The sequence below is a fragment of the Paraburkholderia sp. J76 genome, assembly GCF_905220295.1.
GTDB lineage: Bacteria > Pseudomonadota > Gammaproteobacteria > Burkholderiales > Burkholderiaceae > Paraburkholderia.
Genome location: NZ_CAJMZJ010000008.1, coordinates 200,024 through 217,035 on the forward strand (window position 1 = coordinate 200,024; position 17,012 = coordinate 217,035).

The window sequence follows — 17,012 nt, forward strand, 5'->3', positions numbered from 1 at the left end:
CGCTGCGACGTTCGCACGCCTCGCGCCGTGCGGTGTTGCGACACTCGCACACGTCCCGGCCGTACCACCCATTCCATCCGTTTTTCCAGTCCAGCAACGATGTCCGCAGGCCTCAATTCCGCCCAAAACGAAGCGGTGCGTTACCTCGACGGTCCCTGTCTCGTGCTCGCCGGCGCGGGCAGCGGCAAGACGCGCGTCATCACGCAGAAGATCGCGCACCTCATCGAGGCGAAAGGCTTCGAGCCGCGCCATATCGCCGCCGTCACCTTCACCAACAAGGCCGCCGCCGAAATGCGCGAGCGCGTGGGCAAGCTGCTCGAAGGCAAGACGCTCACCACGCCCGGCAAGGAAGGCCGCAAGGTGCCGACCAACCAGTTGACGGTCTGCACGTTCCACTCGCTGGGCGTGCAGATCCTGCGCCAGGAAGCGGAGCATCTGGGCCTCAAGCCCCAGTTCTCGATCATGGACGCCGACGACTGCTTCGCCATGATCCAGGAGCAGGTGGGCTCGACGGACAAAGGCTTCATCCGCAAGATCCAGTCGATCGTCTCGCTCTGGAAGAACGGCCTCGTCATGCCCGAACAGGCGCTTGCCACGGCGTCGAACGAGGACGAGCACCAGGCCGCCATCGTCTACCGCAACTACATGGCGACGTTGCACGCCTATCAGGCCGTGGACTTCGACGACCTGATCCGCCTGCCCGCCGAGTTGTTCGCGAAGAACGAGCAGGTGCGCGATCGCTGGCAAAACAAGCTGCGCTACCTGCTGGTGGACGAATACCAGGACACCAACGCCTGCCAGTACGAGCTGCTGAAGCTGCTGGCGGGCCCGCGCGCCGCGTTCACGGCCGTGGGCGACGACGACCAGGCCATCTACGGCTGGCGGGGCGCCACGCTCGAAAACCTCGCGCAGCTCGGCAAGGATTTCCCGAAGCTGCACGTGATCAAGCTCGAACAGAACTATCGCTCGACGGTGCGCATTCTCACGGCGGCGAACAACGTCATCGCGAACAACCCGAAGCTGTTCGAGAAGAAGCTCTGGTCAGAGCACGGCATGGGCGACACCATTACCGTCACGCCCTGCAACGACGAAGAGCATGAGGCCGAATCGGTCGTGTTCCGGCTTTCGGCGCACAAGTTCGAGCGGCGCGCGCAGTTTCGCGACTACGCCATTCTGTATCGCGGCAACTTCCAGGCGCGCATCTTCGAACAGGTGCTGCGCCGCGAGCGCATTCCCTACGTGCTTTCGGGCGGCCAGTCGTTCTTCGATAAAGCCGAGATCAAGGACATCTGCGCTTACCTGCGCCTGATCGCCAATCACGACGACGATCCGGCGTTCATCCGCGCGATCACCACGCCGCGCCGCGGCGTGGGCAACACCACGCTCGAAGCGCTCGGCTCGTTCGCGGGGCAGGCGAAGGTCTCGCTGTTCGAGGCCGTGTACATGGGCGGCATCGAGGCGCGGCTGTCGGCGCGCCAGGTCGAGCCGATGCGCGTGTTCTGCGACTTCATGCAGCGCCTCGCCGAGCGCGCGCAGAAGGACCCGGCGACGGTCGTGCTCGACGACCTCATGGACGCGATTCACTACGAGGCGTATCTCTACGACGCCTTCGACGAGCGCCAGGCGCAATCGAAGTGGCAGAACGTGCTCGAATTCCTGGAGTGGCTCAAGCGCAAAGGCACGAAGCCCGAGCAGGAGATCGGCGAGGATGCCGAGGCGACCGGTTACGACAACGCCGACGGTCTCGCCGATACCGGCAAGAACCTGATGGGCCTGATCCAGACCGTCGCGCTGATGTCGATGCTCGAAGGCAAGGAAGAAGACCCCGACGCCGTGCGGCTTTCCACGGTGCACGCATCGAAGGGACTGGAGTATCCGCACGTGTTCCTGGTGGGCGTGGAAGAGGGGATCATGCCGCACCGCGGCGGCTCCGAAGACGACGTGATCGACGAAGGACGCATCGAGGAAGAGCGCCGCCTCATGTACGTGGCGATCACGCGCGCGCAGCGCAGCCTGCATCTGAACTGGTGCAAGAAGCGCAAGCGGGCGCGCGAGACGGTGGTGTGCGAAGCGTCGCGCTTCATCCCCGAGATGGAACTGGACGACGCGCCGCCGCCTACCGCGGAAGAAGCGCCGATGTCGCCGAAGGACCGGCTGGCGAGCCTGAAGGCATTGTTGCAGAAAGGATGATGACCCTGGCGGGCAGCGGGTGTTTGTTTTTTGGGACGCGGGCGGCAGTAGAGTGAACGCCCCTGTTCCGCTCGCTGCCGCCGATGGAAAACCTCTTGCTCCCGCATTACCGCCGCGCGCTTGAAACGTATATCGACGCGAAGGACAACACGAAGCCCGCGCGCATACACGAAGCATTTGCGCCCGACGCCGTGCTGACGTTCTCGCTGGCCACACCGAATATCGCGTTCCCGGCGCGTAGCGACGGCGCAGAAGCAATCGCGAAGACGCTGGTCAGCGATTTCGGTGAGCGTTATTCGCGCTGCCGCACGTACTACCTCTGCGAAGCCGATGCGCTTGCGGTTCGCGAGCGCACGATCGAAGCCCTGCCGTGGCTCGTCGTGATGCGCGAGGAAGCGGCGGGCGCGCTGCGCATCGGTCACGGCACCTACCGCTGGACTTTCGAAGGAAACGGCGCCGCGCCGCGCGTCTCGGCACTCCACATTCACATCGCCCGGATGGATGTGATCGACGACCCGGACGGCGCACGGCTTGAGCGTTTGCAGGAGGGCTTGAGCTATCCGTGGCTTGCGCCCGGCGATCTGGCCGCCCGCTACGGCGCGCTTGCGCGGGATGCGTCGGGTGCGTTCGACTTTGTGCGTGAATTTGCCTACCCCGCGCGCTGATGCGCGACCGCTTTTTCATCGACGGATAAAAAAATCCCCGCGCCGTGTCGCCACGGGCGGGGATCGCTACGTGTGCCAGGATTTGCGACGGCTTACTTCGCCGCGCTGACCATGTAATCGACGGCGGCCTTCACGTCGGCGTCCGAGGCGGTCGAGCCGCCCTTGGGCGGCATCTGGCCCTTGCCGTGCAGCGCGTAGTTGTAGATGGTGTCCATCGGGTCCTTGAGGCGTGGCGCCCAGTCGGCCTTGTTGCCGAATTTCGGCGCGCCCAGCACGCCGGCGGCGTGACACGCCTGGCAGACCTGCTGATAGAGCGCCTTGCCTGCCTGCGAGGCGTCGGCGCTCTGCGAGCCGCCGCCTGCCGCGGGCGCGGACGCGGTTTGCGGAATGGCCGCGATTGCTGCCGCCGCGGCTTGCGCCTGGGCGGCGTTCGCATCGGCACCCGAGGCGCCCGAGGCTGGCGCCGCGGCCGCCGCGCCCGAAGCCGCCGTGGCTGCATTAGCCGCGCCCGGAGCGGGCTTGGGCGGATCCTGGAAGTTCGCGCCGGCGTGGTTCGCCATGTAGGCGACGGCGAGGCCGATTTCGTAGTCGCTATAGTCGTCGGGGCTTGTGCCGCCGCGCGGGGGCATTGCGCCCTTCCCGGAGAGCGCCGTTTTCCAGAGCGTGTCGAAGCCCTGCGCGATGCGCGGCGCCCAGTCGCCCGCGTTGCCGAACTTCGGCGCGCCCGCAGCGCCCGAGGCGTGACACGCGGAGCAGACCGCCTGGAACACCTGCTCGCCGGTCTTGTAGACGCGCGGCGCGTTGGCGTCGCGCACGTTGACCTGCGCGACCGGCGCGATACGCGCGGCGACCTGCTGGGTGGAAAGCTCGTCGGTGCCCGCGCCCGTGCGCGTCGTATTGTCGACGTAATAGGCGAGCAGAACGATGATGACGATGGGGACGGCAAACCCGGCGATGACAGCGGCGATCAGCTGGCCGGGCGTTTTGATCGGGGCTCCGTGGGGTGCTTCGCTCATGCTTGTCTCGACTCCCGTTGGTTTTATGGCGAGCGGTACAGCAGGACGGCAATGGCCATGCGGCAGATCAAACACCGACGATTATAGACGGAAGGTTTTCCGGCTGGTGGACGGGCGTGGGCGTAGTTCAGCGGGCGTTTACCCGGAGCGGCGGGGCCATTCAAGCTGGCCCGAATAATCGATGCCAAGGCCGCGCGGTGGACGGTTTAACCGAAACCGGTTATTCTCTCGGTCTCCCTTCGGCGCTGCTTTTCTCCGGGTTCTTCGGCAAGACGGCGGTGCCAGCAAGTCAATGCGCCCGTAGCTCAATGGATAGAGTACTGCCCTCCGAAGGCAGGGGTTGCTGGTTCGATCCCAGCCGGGCGCGCCAAGATTTCCTCACCAGATAGTGATCTAGCGGCGTCGGCGCTTTACGCGTCCGACAAGACCTACGCCGTCACCTTGATCATCAACCCGTGTCCGTTCAGGTTGTAGATAAACAGGCCGTCCGCGCGGCCAGATCGCCTCGAACGACTGCTTGACCGACTATCTAAGCAGAAGCCGGACCGCATCGACGTCGAATACCGGTACGCCGGTGCGCTCGTGAACTTCGCGGCGCTCGGGGAAATGGTTGTCGACGAAAATGGCATTCGGCGTGACATGTTGGCCCTTCGATGCGTACGCATCGAGGTGCACGATCTCGTCGAAGAGCGCACGGTCGATGCGCGCGGCCTTCAGCGTCGCTTCGATGTCGAACGCATGACGGGTGATGAGCACGACGCGATGTCCTTGCCTCACCGACTGATAAACAAACGCAATCACGCTCGGCACCGCGTGGCCGTCGATGACAAGCGTGTCGTCGAGGTCGATGAACACCGTGTCGTAGTCGAAGCTCAATTCGGCGCGCGTGGCGATGCAGCGTTCCACCAGCTTGACATGGGCGTTCACGAGCGGCACGAGGTCGCGCTCCTTGAAGTCCTGCACGGCCATCAGCGGCAGATTGATACCCCTCGCACGTTGCGCGACCATCGTGCCGGCGACGCGGCTCGATATTTCGAGCAGTTTCCAGCGGCCCTGCGCATCGGCTTTCACCTGGAAAAACCAGGGGCCGCGCATGAGCACGCGATCGTTGATTTCGCGCGCGATCGCTTCGATTTCGGGCATCGGCCCTTGCAGTCGCGAGCGCATCGCGATGCCGGCGCGCAAGCGCTCGCGCGTGCGCGGGCCGGCCCAGATCAGATTGCGTTTGCGATCGGTGAAGCAGTCGACGGTGAGTTCGTCGCCGGGCAGGTATTCAACTAGCAGCGGCTCGCTCACCCTTTCAAGCGCAAGCCGCGCCTCGTGCCCAGAGCGCACGATCGTCACGCCTTGCGCGCCCTGGCCGAGATCGGGTTTGACGACGGCGGGCCAGTCGCTCACGTTTTCGGGCGAATCGAACACGCGCGGCGCCCACGACAGGTCGGCGAAGCGCGCATAGGTGAGGCTCTTTCGACGAGTGAGCGCCGTGCTCGCCGGGTCGCCGTTCACGAGGTGCGCGCGCCATTTTTCCCTGCGCGCGGCCAGATATTCGATCACGGTGTCGTGTGTGGCGAACACCATGTCGATGCCGAGCCGGTCGAGCAGCGTCGCGAACGCGTCGTCGAAATGCGGATCACGAATGTTCGGCAGGCCGCCAAAGTAGCGCTCGAACGCGAAGCGGCCGTGGTCGTCCACGCTCGATGCGCCGTAAAGTTCCACGTGCACCGAATAGCGCAGCGCCTCGTGAATTTCGATGGCGTTCTCCGCGCCGCACGGAAATACGAGAACCTTGATTTTTTTAGTCATGCTTGCAAAGCGTTAATTGAGGCCCGAGGCGGCGCTCGCGAGAGCGTGCTCCAAACCGTGCGATGTTCAACCCAGCCACTCGCGCACGAGATGCGCGACCCGCTCACGTTGCTCACGGGTAAGACGTTGGTCGCACGGCAAGGCAAGCAGACTGCGAGGAAGGCTTCGCTCGAAGGCAGGTGCGTTTTCGTTGTCTTCTACGCCGGGCCAGTAGGTCGGGACATACACGCGCTGCTGGCGAAGGAATTCTCGCAGTGCGGTGGCGGTCCCCACGGCGTCGCCGCGTTCGGGAATGAGCGGATAACAAAGCGGCGCTTCGCCGGGCCCGATACTGATATCCAGACGGTTATACGAGCCTAGCTGCTCATGCAGCCAGGAAAAATTTTCGGCTCGACGGGCGCTCGCTGCGTCGTAGTCGATACTCGACAGCATGCGCTGCGTCAGCGCCGACATGCGTAGCGGCGGCAGATTGCTCAGCGACGCATCCGCGCGAACGAAGCTCGCATAGGTCGGTTCGGGCTCGCCGCCGAGGCGGCCAAGCAGGTGCTCACAGCGTGACGCCGAACCGCTGTCGATCCCGGCAGGCTCGCCTATGGCGTGACGCGTGACGAGATAGCCGCCGTCCGGCAAACCGAAGAACTTGCGCGGCGAATAGAGCGTCGCGAGCCCATCGGTGGGCGCGTTAAAAAAAGCCTGCGAATTGTCGATGACGACGCGCGATGGCCCGAAGCGCGCGAGCACGTCGTCAACATGCCGTCCGCAAATGCCGAAGTAGTTCGTATAAAGGAGCCAGTCGTCCGCGCCGGGTTCGGGGCCGTCGTCAACACGTACGTTCAGGGTGTCGTCGAGCGCGTAGCGGCGCACGCGAATGCCGGTCTGCGCAAACGGTTCGAACATGACTTCGCACTGGAACCACGGCATCCAGACAGTGCGCGGACGACCCGCCTGCAGCAGCGCCAGAAAGGCCGCGCGCGCGGACTGATAGCACAGCGCGTTGCGATGCCAGGCGCCGCTGCCAGCGGGCAATTCGAGTTCAAAATACCCGCCTATCGCAGTGCTCATCTCAAGTGTCCTTTCAGGGCTGGGAAATTGTATGGCGCGGGGCACGCTGCCGATGAATCGAGTTGGCGGCTAAAAGGCCCCCAGTTTCACTGATCGCTACGAGGCGTTTCGAGGCAAGCTTGACGGTGGGACGTACCGGTCCAAAACAGGCAAATTACGCGGCGAATTACACGGCAAACTACGTGGCTAACTTCGCGCCGCCGCCTGCCATTGCGCTTTCCAACATTGGGGTTCCGAAGTGAAGCTGGGCATCATGCAGCCGTACTTTTTTCCGTATCTAGGTCACTTTGCGTTGATCGCGAGCACAGATGCATGGGTCGTCTTCGACATTACGCAATACACGCCCAAAACATGGATGAGCCGAAACCGGGTTCTGCATCCGAAAGAAGGCTGGAATTACGTTAGCGTGCCGCTGTCGAATGCTTCCATTTCGATCCGCACGAGCGAGGCTCGTGTCATGGACCTCGAAAAGTCGCGCGCCAGTGTGCTCGGCAAGCTCAGTCACTATCGCGGCAAGGCGCCGTACTATCGCGCCGTCGAGAAACTCGTGCGCGAGACGATGCAGGACGGCGGCGACGCATCCCTGACGCGCTTGAACGTTCGGGGATTGCAGGCCGTTTGCGACTATCTCGCGCTGCCGTTCAACTACCGCATCTGTTCCGAAATCGATCTGCCGCTGCCGGATGCAATGGGCGCTGGAGAATGGGCGCCGACGATTTGCGCGCTGTTTGGCGCCAGCGGCTATGTGAATCCGGCGGGCGGCCGCGATCTGTTCGATCCCGCCGACTTCGCTTCACGCAATATCGGGCTGGAGTTCCTGACGTTCGCCCCCTTCTCGTACGACACCGGCGATTACCGGTTCGAGCCGGGGCTGTCCATCCTCGACGTGCTGATGTGGAATTCGCCGGAAGCCGTCGTCGAAGCCCTGCGCAGCGGCACGACGCTCAACCGGTGCGACGGCGCGCGCTGACGAACCGGACCGAAGGCGCGCCGCCAGGCGTGCCGCGACGGCCGATCAAGCTTCCCTGATGATCCTCACCACGCGCTCGACGTTTTCCATCGACAGCGCGGGGTAAACAGGCAGACACAGAACCTTGCGCGCGGCATTGGATGCGACCGGCAGGTTGTCGCGATGCGCCGAAGGCAAGCTGCGATACATCGGGAAGTCGGAGATTAGCGGATAGAAGTAGCGGCGCACGATCACGTCCTGCGCGCGGAACTTGTCGAAGAGCGCGTCGCGGCTCAGCGGATAATCGCTTTCAACGAGGATCGGGAAATAGGCGTAATTCGCCACGTCTTCACCCGCGTTGCCGAGGCAGTGGATGCCCGGGACGTCACGCAGCATCTCGCGGTAGGCGGCGTCGATCTGCTTGCGCGCGGCGAGCGCTTCGTCGATGTGCTGTAACTGGAGCAAGCCGAACGCCGCGTTGATTTCGCTCATTTTGCCGTTGATGCCCGGCGCGACGACCGTTACTTCGTCCACGAAGCCGAAGTTCTTCAGATGATCGATACGCTGCTTGGTTTTGGCATCCGGGCAAATCACGGCGCCGCCTTCGAACGTGTTGAAGACCTTGGTCGCATGAAAGCTGAGAACCGAAAGGTCGCCGTGCTGCAGCACGCTGCCGCTCTTTGTCCGTACGCCGAACGCGTGGGCCGCGTCGTAGATCACCTTGAGGTTGTAGTTGTCGGCGATCTTCTGGATTGCGTCGACGTCGCAGGGATGACCGTAGCAATGCACGGGCAGAATCGCGGTCGTATGGGGCGTGATCGCCGCTTCGATTTTCGCCGGATCGAGATTGAGGGTCTGCGGATCGACGTCGACGAATACGGGCTTCACGCCGTTCCACAGCAATGAATGCGCAGTCGCGACGAAGGAATAGGGCGTCGTAATGACTTCGCCGGTAATGCGAAGTGCCTGCAGTGCGGTCACGAGACCGAGCGTGCCATTGGAGAAGAGCGCGAGATGCTCGACGCCCAGATATTCGCTCAGGGCCCTTTCGAGTTGCTGATGGAACGGCCCGCCATTGGTGAGCACCCGGCTATGCCAGATTTCCTCCAGATAGGGAATGAACTCGCTCAGCGGCGCAAGATGCGGCTGGGTGACATAGATGCGTTCATTGCGTTCGAGCGCGAGATCGGCAAGGGACTCGGCGGGGAGGCTGGCATTCATGGTTCGCGGTCGGGGTCTCGCAGTCTTGTTCGCTGGGGGCTCGCTGGCCACCGCTGCGCGGCCCGCAGGGGCCGACGCCAGCGAACCAGGGCGATGTTGACTGATTATCGCGTTGCGCGCCGCCTCACCAAGGGCCGAGCTAGGGCCCAAATGCACGTTATTTTCGTGGATTGACTGCGGCGCTTTCGGGCGAACCTCGCCGTTGTGGCGGGCGCGGCGAGCCAGCACTTCAGAACGGCGCGCCGCGGTCCGTTAACTGCGGAAGCAGGTATTTCGATTTCGCGCGCCCGTGAATCGCCCGACTGGCGCCGTCCCGCCGACGATCCGCCTCTGCCTCACCGGTAACGCAGCCTTTAAACAGTTCTTCTGCGAATTATGTCGACCAGCGCTTCGCAACATCCACCACAGCATCCCTACTATATTTATGCGCCTGCGTATCGGGAGACTTCCGCCGGCATCGTCGTTCTGCACACGCTTTGCCATGAGCTGAACAGTCGCGGCCAGGAAGCGTATATCGTTGGCACTCCTGTGGTCAATCCTGCGTTGCGGACTCCCGTTTTGACGGCGGAGCACGCCAACAGTCATCGGCAGCGCGGACTGGTTCCCATCGTCGTGTACCCGGAGATCGTGTCCGGCAATCCGTTAGGGGCGCAGGTATGCGTCCGGTACATTCTGAACACCATCGGCCGTCATACGGGTCAACCGTTGAACGAAGGAAAGGAAGACCTGATCTTCTATTACTCCGAGAATTTCATCGGGGACAAGAAGAAAGACGAGGTCGACTATCTGTACCTGCCCGTTGTCGATCCCAATCTGTTCAAGCCGGATCCGGCAAAGGCAAGAGACAAGGCGTTTGTCTTTCAATATCGTTATCCGCTGGAGAAAATCGACTTTTCCCGGTTTCCTCCCGGCACCGAACTCCTGTCGATGGCGGCGCCCGTCTCCCTGCCCGAACTGGCGGAGAAGCTTCAGAGGGGCAAGGTCCTTTACAGCTACGAATTGTCGGCTGTCTGCGTCGAAGCCATGATGTGCGGTTGCCCCGTCATCTATATGAACGAGGGTGGTTTGCAGGAAACGCCGGACCGATTCATGTTCGGCACCAACGGCTCCGCCATGGCGAGCGAGAGGAACGGTCTGCTCCGTGCTGCCGCGACGGTGGACGTCATTCATCCCATCGTCGCCGGTCAGATGGGCGTATTCGCGGCGCATCTCCCGTGGTTCCTCGAAAGCACTCAGGAGGCGTCTCGCAAGGTGCAGGCGCGCAATCAGGCGGCCGTGGTTTCGCAAGTCGCCAGCCAGCAAGCGCAACGGCAGCCGGAGAAGCCAAAAGTCCGGACCGCGCTGATCGTCTCTAGCGAAGACTCACAGCATCCGCAGGCTTATGTCCATTTGACCCGGCCGTTTGCGTTGCTGGGGGCCGAGTGGAAACTCTCCTGGGCGAAGGCGGGCGAGCCCCTCGATCCGGCGGCGATGCGTAGCGCGGATCTGGTTTTCATGCACCGGATGGCGCCGGGTAAATTCACGCTCGACGAACTGGCGCAGATACTTGGCTTTGGCATTCCGGTTGTCTATGAAACCGATGAATCGCTTCACGATCTCCCCGTTAGTCATCCTCAGTACGCTGAAGGCGCTCGCGCCCGCGCGAACATTGAATATGTCGCGAAGCACGCTCGCGCAATCGTGGTGACAGCCGGGCATCTCGCCCCGGCGTTTCGCGAATTGAATCCGAATGTCCACGTGTTGCCGGGCCATGTCGATTTCGATCTCTTCTATCGCCCTGTCAGCGAGAGCCGCGAAGCGGTCAGGATCGGGCTCACTGCCGCCGCGTTTCGCGCGCCTGACTTCAGCGCGGTCATGCGGGCGCTGGGTGAGATTCAGGCCCGGCATGGTGAACGGGTTCAGTTGTATTGCCTCGGTGCTTTGCCGCATAACGGCGCGGCCTTGCCGAATGTAACCGTGGTCGATGCGCCGCAATCGTACGAGGGCTACGCGGCCGCGCTGAAAGCGATGCGGCTGGATATCGCGCTGGTGCCGTCGTCAAACGATGGTTTTGACGCGGACCGCACGCCAATGTCCTGGTTCGAGCATTCGGCAGCCGGCGCGGCCAGCATATGCAGCGACGTCGCGGTATACAGCGGCGTGGTCCGTGACGGCGAGACGGCTTTGTCGGTTCCCGATACGGTCGAGGCGTGGGTGGACGCGATCGAGCGGCTCATCGATGCTCCTCGAACGCGGACAAGGATTGCCCGAACCGCTCAGGCCGAAGTTCGCAAGCGCTTTTCGTTGCAAACGAACAGTGGGCAGTATCAGCGCGCCTTCCTGAGTTTCGTGGATTCGGACCGCGCGGCAAACACGAGGCCGTTGCCCGAAAAAGCGTCTCTCACGCCCGGCGTTCTGATTCTCGATCCCGCAGGCGATGGCGAGAAAATTGAGCAGTCCTTGCAGAGTATCGACGCCAGCCGCGCGAAAGACCTTCTGGTCGTCGTCCTTACCACCCTGAACGCCGATGTACCGCAGTGGACCCCTCGTCTGCGTTATCTGAAGGCGACCGCGAGAGAGTATCCCGCTGTGGTGGAGGCGGTTTCAGCGCATGGTGAGATCCATTGGCTGACCATCGCCGAAGCGGGAACGTCGCTTACCGGTCTTGGCGCAAGCCGGAACGCGTCCGTGGGGTAAATGCCAAGCCGGGTTTCGTTTTCTCACGAAACCCGGCTGCGTTTTTCCTGCATCACGTTTTAAGAAGGGCGTTTATTCGCCGTATTTACGCAGATACCGGTCGTACCCTTCGCGCCAGCTCGGCGTGCCGACCGCGCCGCCGCTCTCGTGCACGACCGAGATTGGCCACGTGCCCATGCTCAGCCCCTTGAGTTCGGCGTCCCGGCAAAAGTCCAGATCGTAGAAGTGGAACTGGAACTGTTCGTCGAAGCGCAGGCCGCTGCGCGAAAGCGTGTCGCTGTCCGCGATCAGCATAAGACCGTCGAGGAGCTTGCATTCCTGTCCCGAGGGGCCGAAGTTCGACGCGACATTGCATGGGAATCCCTTGCCGTGGCCGACGGTCCCGCTCAGATACTGTTGCTCGTCCCACTGCATGCCCGGCGTGAAGGCCCATGACGGCTGGCGCGGCGTGCGGCGGCGGTTTCCGGCGAGGCCCACCACGTCGAAGCGGGCGAGCGATTCGCGAATGCGCTCGGTCCAGAAAAAGTCGTTGAGCCAGACGTCGTCGTGAATGAAGACGAGCACCGCTGGATTCTGCTTCGCGTCGTCGATCGCCGCGTTGTAGATGGTGGACAGTCCGCGCGTGTTGCTGTCGAACAATTGAAGTTCGACGTTGGCCAGGTGCGCGTAGAGATTCAGGGAGCGGCCCAGTGCCGTCGCGCTCGGGAAGTCTTCGCGGCTGCTACGCGTGCCGCAGACCAGGCGGATGGGTTTTCTTGCCGCGGGAAGGTTCGTCGCCGTTCCGATGGAAACGATCGGCGCGCTAGCCGAAGCCAGGCGAGGCTGCGAGTCACGTGCCTGATTGGGGACGGGCACTGGCGCTGCGACTTCTGCTTCGACCTGGACCTCGAAATGCTCGGGCGCGAGCCCGTCGCACCAGCGCTGCCACATGATGCGCAGCGCGCGCGAGGCGGCGTTGGCGATCGTGCTTGCGCTGACGATGGGCGATTGCAGGCAGTGCTGGCGCAATTCGCGGCGTACCGTTGCGAGCGCTTCGATGTCGTCGGCCAGCGCGGCGCACTTGCTCACGTAGTCGTCCTTGTCGCGCGCGACGAATGCGTCCTCGAGCCCAAGGTGCGAGAGCCAGCCCGTGCTGCCGCGGCTCGCCATCGAAACGCCGGGCAACGTCACGGTGGGAACGCCCATCCAGAGCGCGTGCATGGTCGTGGTCGAGCCGGCGAAGGGGAACGGGTCGAGACACACATCGACGAGATGATGCTGTTGCAGATACTCGGCGATGCCCTTGCGCAGGAGAAAGCTGACGCGGCTCACGTCGGCGCCTTCGCTCGCGAACATCGCGGCCAGCTTGCTCATTTGCTCCGTCGATGAAATCGCGCCGATGAGCAGGCGCGAATTCGGCACTTCGCGCAGCACGCGTGCCCAGAGCGCCACGACTTCCGGGCTGATCTTCACAAGCCGGCTGAAGCTCCCGAACGTCACGTAGCCGTTTTTCAGGGCGGGCAGTTCGTTCACGTCGGGCGCTTTCGGGTGCGGCTTGAACGGCGCGAGAGCCGGCAGGAATACGAGCTTTTCGGAGAACTGGCCGGCGAACTGCTCAAGCGGCGTGACAAAACGGTCCGACATGTAATAGTCGATGGCCGAGAGACCGGTCGTGGCCGGATTGCCGATCCAGCTTACCTGGACCGGCGCAGGCTTGTGCGCGAACGTGACGAGACGGTTGCGCCCGGTGTGGCCGGACAGATCGATCAGGATATCGATGCGATCGTCGCGAATCTTTTGCGCGATCGCGGCGTCGCTCATGCCGAAAATCTGATGCCAACCATCCGCGTGTTGCCGGATCAACTGGGTGAAGGCATCCGTGATGACATAGTTGGAATAGATCTGCAGCGACAGGCTTTTGTCGCGCGCCAGTTGCTCCACGACCGACTGGAAGAAATACGCGACCGGGTGATTGAGCAAGTCGCCGGAAACGAAGCCGACCCGCAGTTGCCGCGACGGATCGCGATCGTTCGTATGTTGCGGCCAGCTTGCCCGCAGCGGCGCCTCCTGGCGCTCGGCGAACTCGCGAAACTCCGCGAATGCGCTTGCTGCATCGAGATTGCTCTTGTGCATCAGGCAGAACAGCAGGTTGCTGCGCGTTGCGGCCTGCATCGGTGCGATTGCGAGTGCGCGCCGGAAGGCGTTTTCTGCTTCGTCATACTGACCATGCTCGGAAAGCAGGTTGCCGAGCGCGTCCAGTTCGAGCGCGTCGTCCGGTGCGAGTTCGACGGCGCGCTGCACCTGGGCGATGCCTTCGGCCTGCCGCCCGGTTGCCTGCAAGGCGGTGCCCAGTGCGCGATGCAGCGCTGCACACCTGGGAAATCTTTCGAGCGCGCGGCGGCAGTGCGCTTCGGCGCGAACATGCTGACGGGTCAGTGACAGCGCGTCGGCCAGCATTGTTTGCGCGACGAGATTGTTGGGCGCCAGGGCCGAGGCGCGCTCGGCGGCCGTCACGGACTCGGGGTAATTGCCTGTGCGCTGCAGGATATGCACGAGTGCGATCCAGCATTCGCCGTGCGCCGGGTATTGCTCCGTCAAGCCGCGAGCGACTTTCAGCGCTTCGTCGAGCTTTCTGTTGTTGAGAAGATCGGCGAACTCGCGGAGTTCCCTGGCGCTTGCCTTGCGTATATCGCTTTCGGGGATGGCGGGCGCGTCGTCCACCGTCGCGACTTCGCTTTTCGCAGTCGTCTCCTTGTCTACCGGGGCGTTTTGCTGGGGCAGGCGTGCGTTCAGCATATCGATGGCGTCGGCGGGAACGCCGCATCGCTGCGCAAGGGAAAGCGCATGCCGCGCCGCTTCGATCTGGCTGGTCTGGACGAGAGCGTCGAAATAGTAGACCCAAAGTTGCGCGAAGTACGGCGTGTGGCCGAGCACGGCTTCGAAGTGCGGCACGGCCTCGGCTGGCCGGTTCGTTTGCATGTACAGCACGCCGATGTGGTAGTTGGCGTCCACGTGATCGCCATCCGCTTCCAGCACGATGCCGTAGAGCGCCTCGGCCTCGCCGTATTCCTGCTTGCGATGATGCTCGATCCCGGCTTCCATGACGAGCTGGATGTCGCTCCCCATTTGCGATTGGGGCGCGGGCGCGAGGGTTTCGGTCGGTGTGTGGAAAGCGGTCATGACGAAGGCGTGCTTGCGCCGCAAGTAGCAGAAGTAGGGCAATTATCGGCGGCGCTCACTCGGGATGAATGGCCGAGTTGACGTCAAAACGCCCGCCAATTCGACGGGGGCGACGTCCGCAGACGGCGCGCGGCAACGGCCGCTGCGGCCAGACGCGTGCGCAATGAGGGCGCAAAGAAAAGCCCGCGCAAGGCGGGCCGAGGTACGCAGATGCGCCCGGGTGGGCGCACTAGTTGGTTGTTATTCCTGCACGCCCTGTGAAGGCCGTATTTCAGAACTGCGCCACGCGCTGATACTGGTTCACGTTGCGCGTGGCTTGCATGGCGCAGCGGTACTCGGCGCTGAGCGCGCTCTGTGCCGACGCCGCCGCCGTGGCAATCCGCGCGTCGATCGCGTGTATCTGCCTGAGCACGTCGAGCGCGGCACCGGTTTGCTTCGCCGGGAGCGACATGAGAAGCGGCGAGCGTTCGCTGGCAAGCACGGCCGCCGTTTCCCACTCGCCGGTGGCCGCCGCCTGCTCGATATCTTTCGTGATCTGCCAGATGCGATCGATGGTCGCTGCGAATTCCATGTCGTCTCTCCTGCCGGATGCCCTTAGCTCTTGTTGGTGGCCAGCGCGCCCGCGCTGTTGGTGCCGCCGAAGAGCTGCGTGAGGTACTGCTGGTTGCTGTTCATCGTCGCCATCAGCGTGTTGAGCGCGGTGAACTGCGCGGTGTACATGCTGGTGAGCTGCGACTGGTAATCGGCGAGATTCGACTGCTGTGTCGCGAGGTTCGTGAGGTCGGTCTGGATCGAATTGGTGCGCGTCGTGATCACGCCCGTGCTCGACGTATAGCTCGTGATGTTGTTGTTCAACTGGGCGGCCACGCCGTTGGTCGAATTGAACAGTGCGGCGACCGTCGATTGATTATTCTGCAGTGCGTTGTTCAGCGTGTCGTTGTCGACCGAGAGCGAGCCGTCGGAATTCAGCGTGACGCCGATCGAAGCCAGGCTCGTCGTCGTGTTGCCGCTCTTCACGCCCGTCGCCACGATCGTCGCGAGCTGGTTCTGGATCATGTTCAGCGTCGAGTCGCCGAGCAGCACGCCTTGCGACGTCGAGGTCGAGCTGAACGACGTGAGCGTGGCCATCGTCGTCACGAGCGTGTTGTACAGCGTGACGAAATTGTTGATCGCCGAGGATTCGGCGCTCGTGTTCTGCGAAACCGTGAGCGTTTGCGCGCCGGTGCCCGTGCTCGACGTATCGACGGCCGCCGCGGTGAGATTCAGCGTGACGCCGGACAGCGCGGTGGTGACGGTGTTCGTCGAGCTGGTGGCGCCCGTGCCGTCGATAGTGAAATAGGCGTCCTGCGCGGCCGTCGATTGCGTCCAGTTGGCCGTGCTGGAGATCGTCGACTGGTTGGCGGCGAGGTTGGCCGAAGTCGCGCTGGCGCTCGTGATCGCCGTCCCGGGCGTGGTCGTCACGGCGAGGTTGTTCACTGCGTCGCCGGAATTCGAATCGGTGATCCCGATGCTGATGCCGTTTTGCGAGCCGGTCGACGTAGAGTGCAGCACGAGGTGCGCACCGTCGGCGCCGTTGACGACCGTCGCCGTCACGCCCGGATTGTTGCTGGCCGAATTGATCGCCGACGCAATGCCGGCAACCGTGCTATTGGAGTTGTCTAGCGAAATCGTGGTGCTGGCGCCGTTGACGGTCAGCGTCATGGTGGCCGAACCGCCCGTGCCGACGAGCGGCGTGGTCGAGCCGTAACCGGTCGAGGTGAGCACCTGAGCCTGCGCCACCTGCTTCAGGTCGAGCGAATAGGACCCCGCTGCCGCGCCGGTGCCCGCCGTCGCCGTGATGCCGGTGCCGCTCGTCGTCGTGCTGAATGCGTTGAGCGTCGTGCCGTCCGAGAGCGGCGAGAGGCTTGCCTGGAGCGCGGAGAGCGCGGCGGAAAGCGCGCCGTACGCCGAAATTTCCGTGTTGTCCTGCGACTGCTCGGCGCTGATCGTAGCGGCCGTGCCGGCGGTCTTGGCGTTGACGAGCGCGGTGACGAGCGAGTTCACGTCCATCGACGAATTGCCGGTCGAGCCGCTGACGATCGATTGGGCGGCTTCCTGCAGGGCGGCATTGCTCGCTGCGGTGGTAGCGGCGACGTTACTCGCGATCGTGCTGGCTGTCGAACTGGATACGGTGGACATGAAGGGGCTCCGTGCGTCGGCGTTGCAGTGTGAATCGATTCAACTCGGTTCAAGTCTGGAAAACGCCAATCGGGAGGCGATCCTCCCGATTGG

General features: G+C 63.3%; 11 protein-coding genes and 1 tRNA gene. 5 read left to right on the forward strand and 7 right to left on the reverse strand.

The genetic code is table 11. The features are described 5' to 3' along the window. Positions 1-99 precede the first annotated feature (99 nt). Positions 100-2,190: a UvrD-helicase domain-containing protein gene (locus tag U5768_RS17450; RefSeq protein WP_322031644.1), complete on the forward strand. Its 2,091-nt coding sequence runs from the start codon at positions 100-102 to the stop codon at positions 2,188-2,190. A 95-nt stretch (positions 2,191-2,285) separates the two neighbouring features. Further along, positions 2,286-2,855: a hypothetical protein gene (locus U5768_RS17455; RefSeq protein WP_322031645.1), complete on the forward strand. Its 570-nt coding sequence runs from the start codon at positions 2,286-2,288 to the stop codon at positions 2,853-2,855. Positions 2,856-2,947: 92 nt separating this feature from the next. Here the strand turns inward: U5768_RS17455 and U5768_RS17460 are convergent, their stop codons facing one another. After that, entirely contained in the window at positions 2,948-3,871 is a 924-nt protein-coding gene (locus tag U5768_RS17460) for a c-type cytochrome (RefSeq protein WP_322031646.1), read from the reverse strand. 294 nt (positions 3,872-4,165) lie between these two features. Here U5768_RS17460 and U5768_RS17465 point away from each other — a divergent pair. Further along, positions 4,166-4,241, forward strand: a tRNA-Arg gene (locus U5768_RS17465). A gap of 155 nt (positions 4,242-4,396) precedes the next feature. Here the strand turns inward: U5768_RS17465 and U5768_RS17470 are convergent. Continuing rightward, positions 4,397-5,674, reverse strand: coding sequence for an ATP-grasp domain-containing protein (locus U5768_RS17470; RefSeq protein ID WP_322031647.1), 1,278 nt, complete (start codon positions 5,672-5,674; stop codon positions 4,397-4,399). 66 nt (positions 5,675-5,740) lie between these two features. Further along, positions 5,741-6,736 carry a hypothetical protein gene (locus U5768_RS17475; protein ID WP_322031648.1) on the reverse strand — a complete coding sequence of 332 codons (996 nt, stop codon included), beginning with the start codon at positions 6,734-6,736 and terminating at the stop codon, positions 5,741-5,743. Positions 6,737-6,989: 253 nt separating this feature from the next. Between U5768_RS17475 and U5768_RS17480 the strand changes: the two genes are divergently transcribed. Further along, a complete protein-coding gene (locus U5768_RS17480; protein WP_322031649.1) occupies positions 6,990-7,706 on the forward strand; it encodes a WbqC family protein in 717 nt (238 codons plus the stop codon). 45 nt (positions 7,707-7,751) lie between these two features. Here U5768_RS17480 and U5768_RS17485 read toward each other — a convergent pair whose 3' ends face one another. Further along, positions 7,752-8,906 carry a DegT/DnrJ/EryC1/StrS family aminotransferase gene (locus U5768_RS17485; protein WP_322031650.1) on the reverse strand — a complete coding sequence of 385 codons (1,155 nt, stop codon included), beginning with the start codon at positions 8,904-8,906 and terminating at the stop codon, positions 7,752-7,754. A 375-nt stretch (positions 8,907-9,281) separates the two neighbouring features. Between U5768_RS17485 and U5768_RS17490 the strand changes: the two genes are divergently transcribed. Then, the gene (locus U5768_RS17490; protein WP_322031651.1) at positions 9,282-11,582 is read left to right on the forward strand and encodes a glycosyltransferase family 4 protein; all 2,301 of its coding nucleotides are present in this window, start codon (positions 9,282-9,284) and stop codon (positions 11,580-11,582) included. A gap of 72 nt (positions 11,583-11,654) precedes the next feature. Here the strand turns inward: U5768_RS17490 and U5768_RS17495 are convergent, their stop codons facing one another. From U5768_RS17495 to fliD, 3 genes are all read right to left on the reverse strand, one after another. Then, complete coding sequence (locus U5768_RS17495; protein WP_322031652.1) at positions 11,655-14,741, reverse strand: tetratricopeptide repeat protein; 3,087 nt, start codon at positions 14,739-14,741, stop codon at positions 11,655-11,657. A gap of 271 nt (positions 14,742-15,012) precedes the next feature. After that, on the reverse strand, positions 15,013-15,312 hold the full coding sequence (gene fliT / locus U5768_RS17500) for a flagellar protein FliT (RefSeq protein WP_322031653.1): 300 nt from the start codon (positions 15,310-15,312) through the stop codon (positions 15,013-15,015). 23 nt (positions 15,313-15,335) lie between these two features. After that, positions 15,336-16,919 carry a flagellar filament capping protein FliD gene (fliD, locus tag U5768_RS17505; protein ID WP_322031654.1) on the reverse strand — a complete coding sequence of 528 codons (1,584 nt, stop codon included), beginning with the start codon at positions 16,917-16,919 and terminating at the stop codon, positions 15,336-15,338. Positions 16,920-17,012: the final 93 nt, after the last annotated feature.

Coding starts and splice junctions, on each gene's coding strand:
- U5768_RS17450 (WP_322031644.1), top strand. CDS start 100: ATGTCCGCAGGCCTCAATTCCGCCCAAAACGAAGCGGTGCGTTACCTC.
- U5768_RS17460 (WP_322031646.1), bottom strand. CDS start 3,871: ATGAGCGAAGCACCCCACGGAGCCCCGATCAAAACGCCCGGCCAGCTG.
- U5768_RS17470 (WP_322031647.1), bottom strand. CDS start 5,674: ATGACTAAAAAAATCAAGGTTCTCGTATTTCCGTGCGGCGCGGAGAAC.
- U5768_RS17475 (WP_322031648.1), bottom strand. CDS start 6,736: ATGAGCACTGCGATAGGCGGGTATTTTGAACTCGAATTGCCCGCTGGC.
- U5768_RS17480 (WP_322031649.1), top strand. CDS start 6,990: ATGCAGCCGTACTTTTTTCCGTATCTAGGTCACTTTGCGTTGATCGCG.
- U5768_RS17485 (WP_322031650.1), bottom strand. CDS start 8,906: ATGAATGCCAGCCTCCCCGCCGAGTCCCTTGCCGATCTCGCGCTCGAA.
- U5768_RS17490 (WP_322031651.1), top strand. CDS start 9,282: ATGTCGACCAGCGCTTCGCAACATCCACCACAGCATCCCTACTATATT.
- U5768_RS17495 (WP_322031652.1), bottom strand. CDS start 14,741: ATGACCGCTTTCCACACACCGACCGAAACCCTCGCGCCCGCGCCCCAA.
- fliT (WP_322031653.1), bottom strand. CDS start 15,312: ATGGAATTCGCAGCGACCATCGATCGCATCTGGCAGATCACGAAAGAT.
- fliD (WP_322031654.1), bottom strand. CDS start 16,919: ATGTCCACCGTATCCAGTTCGACAGCCAGCACGATCGCGAGTAACGTC.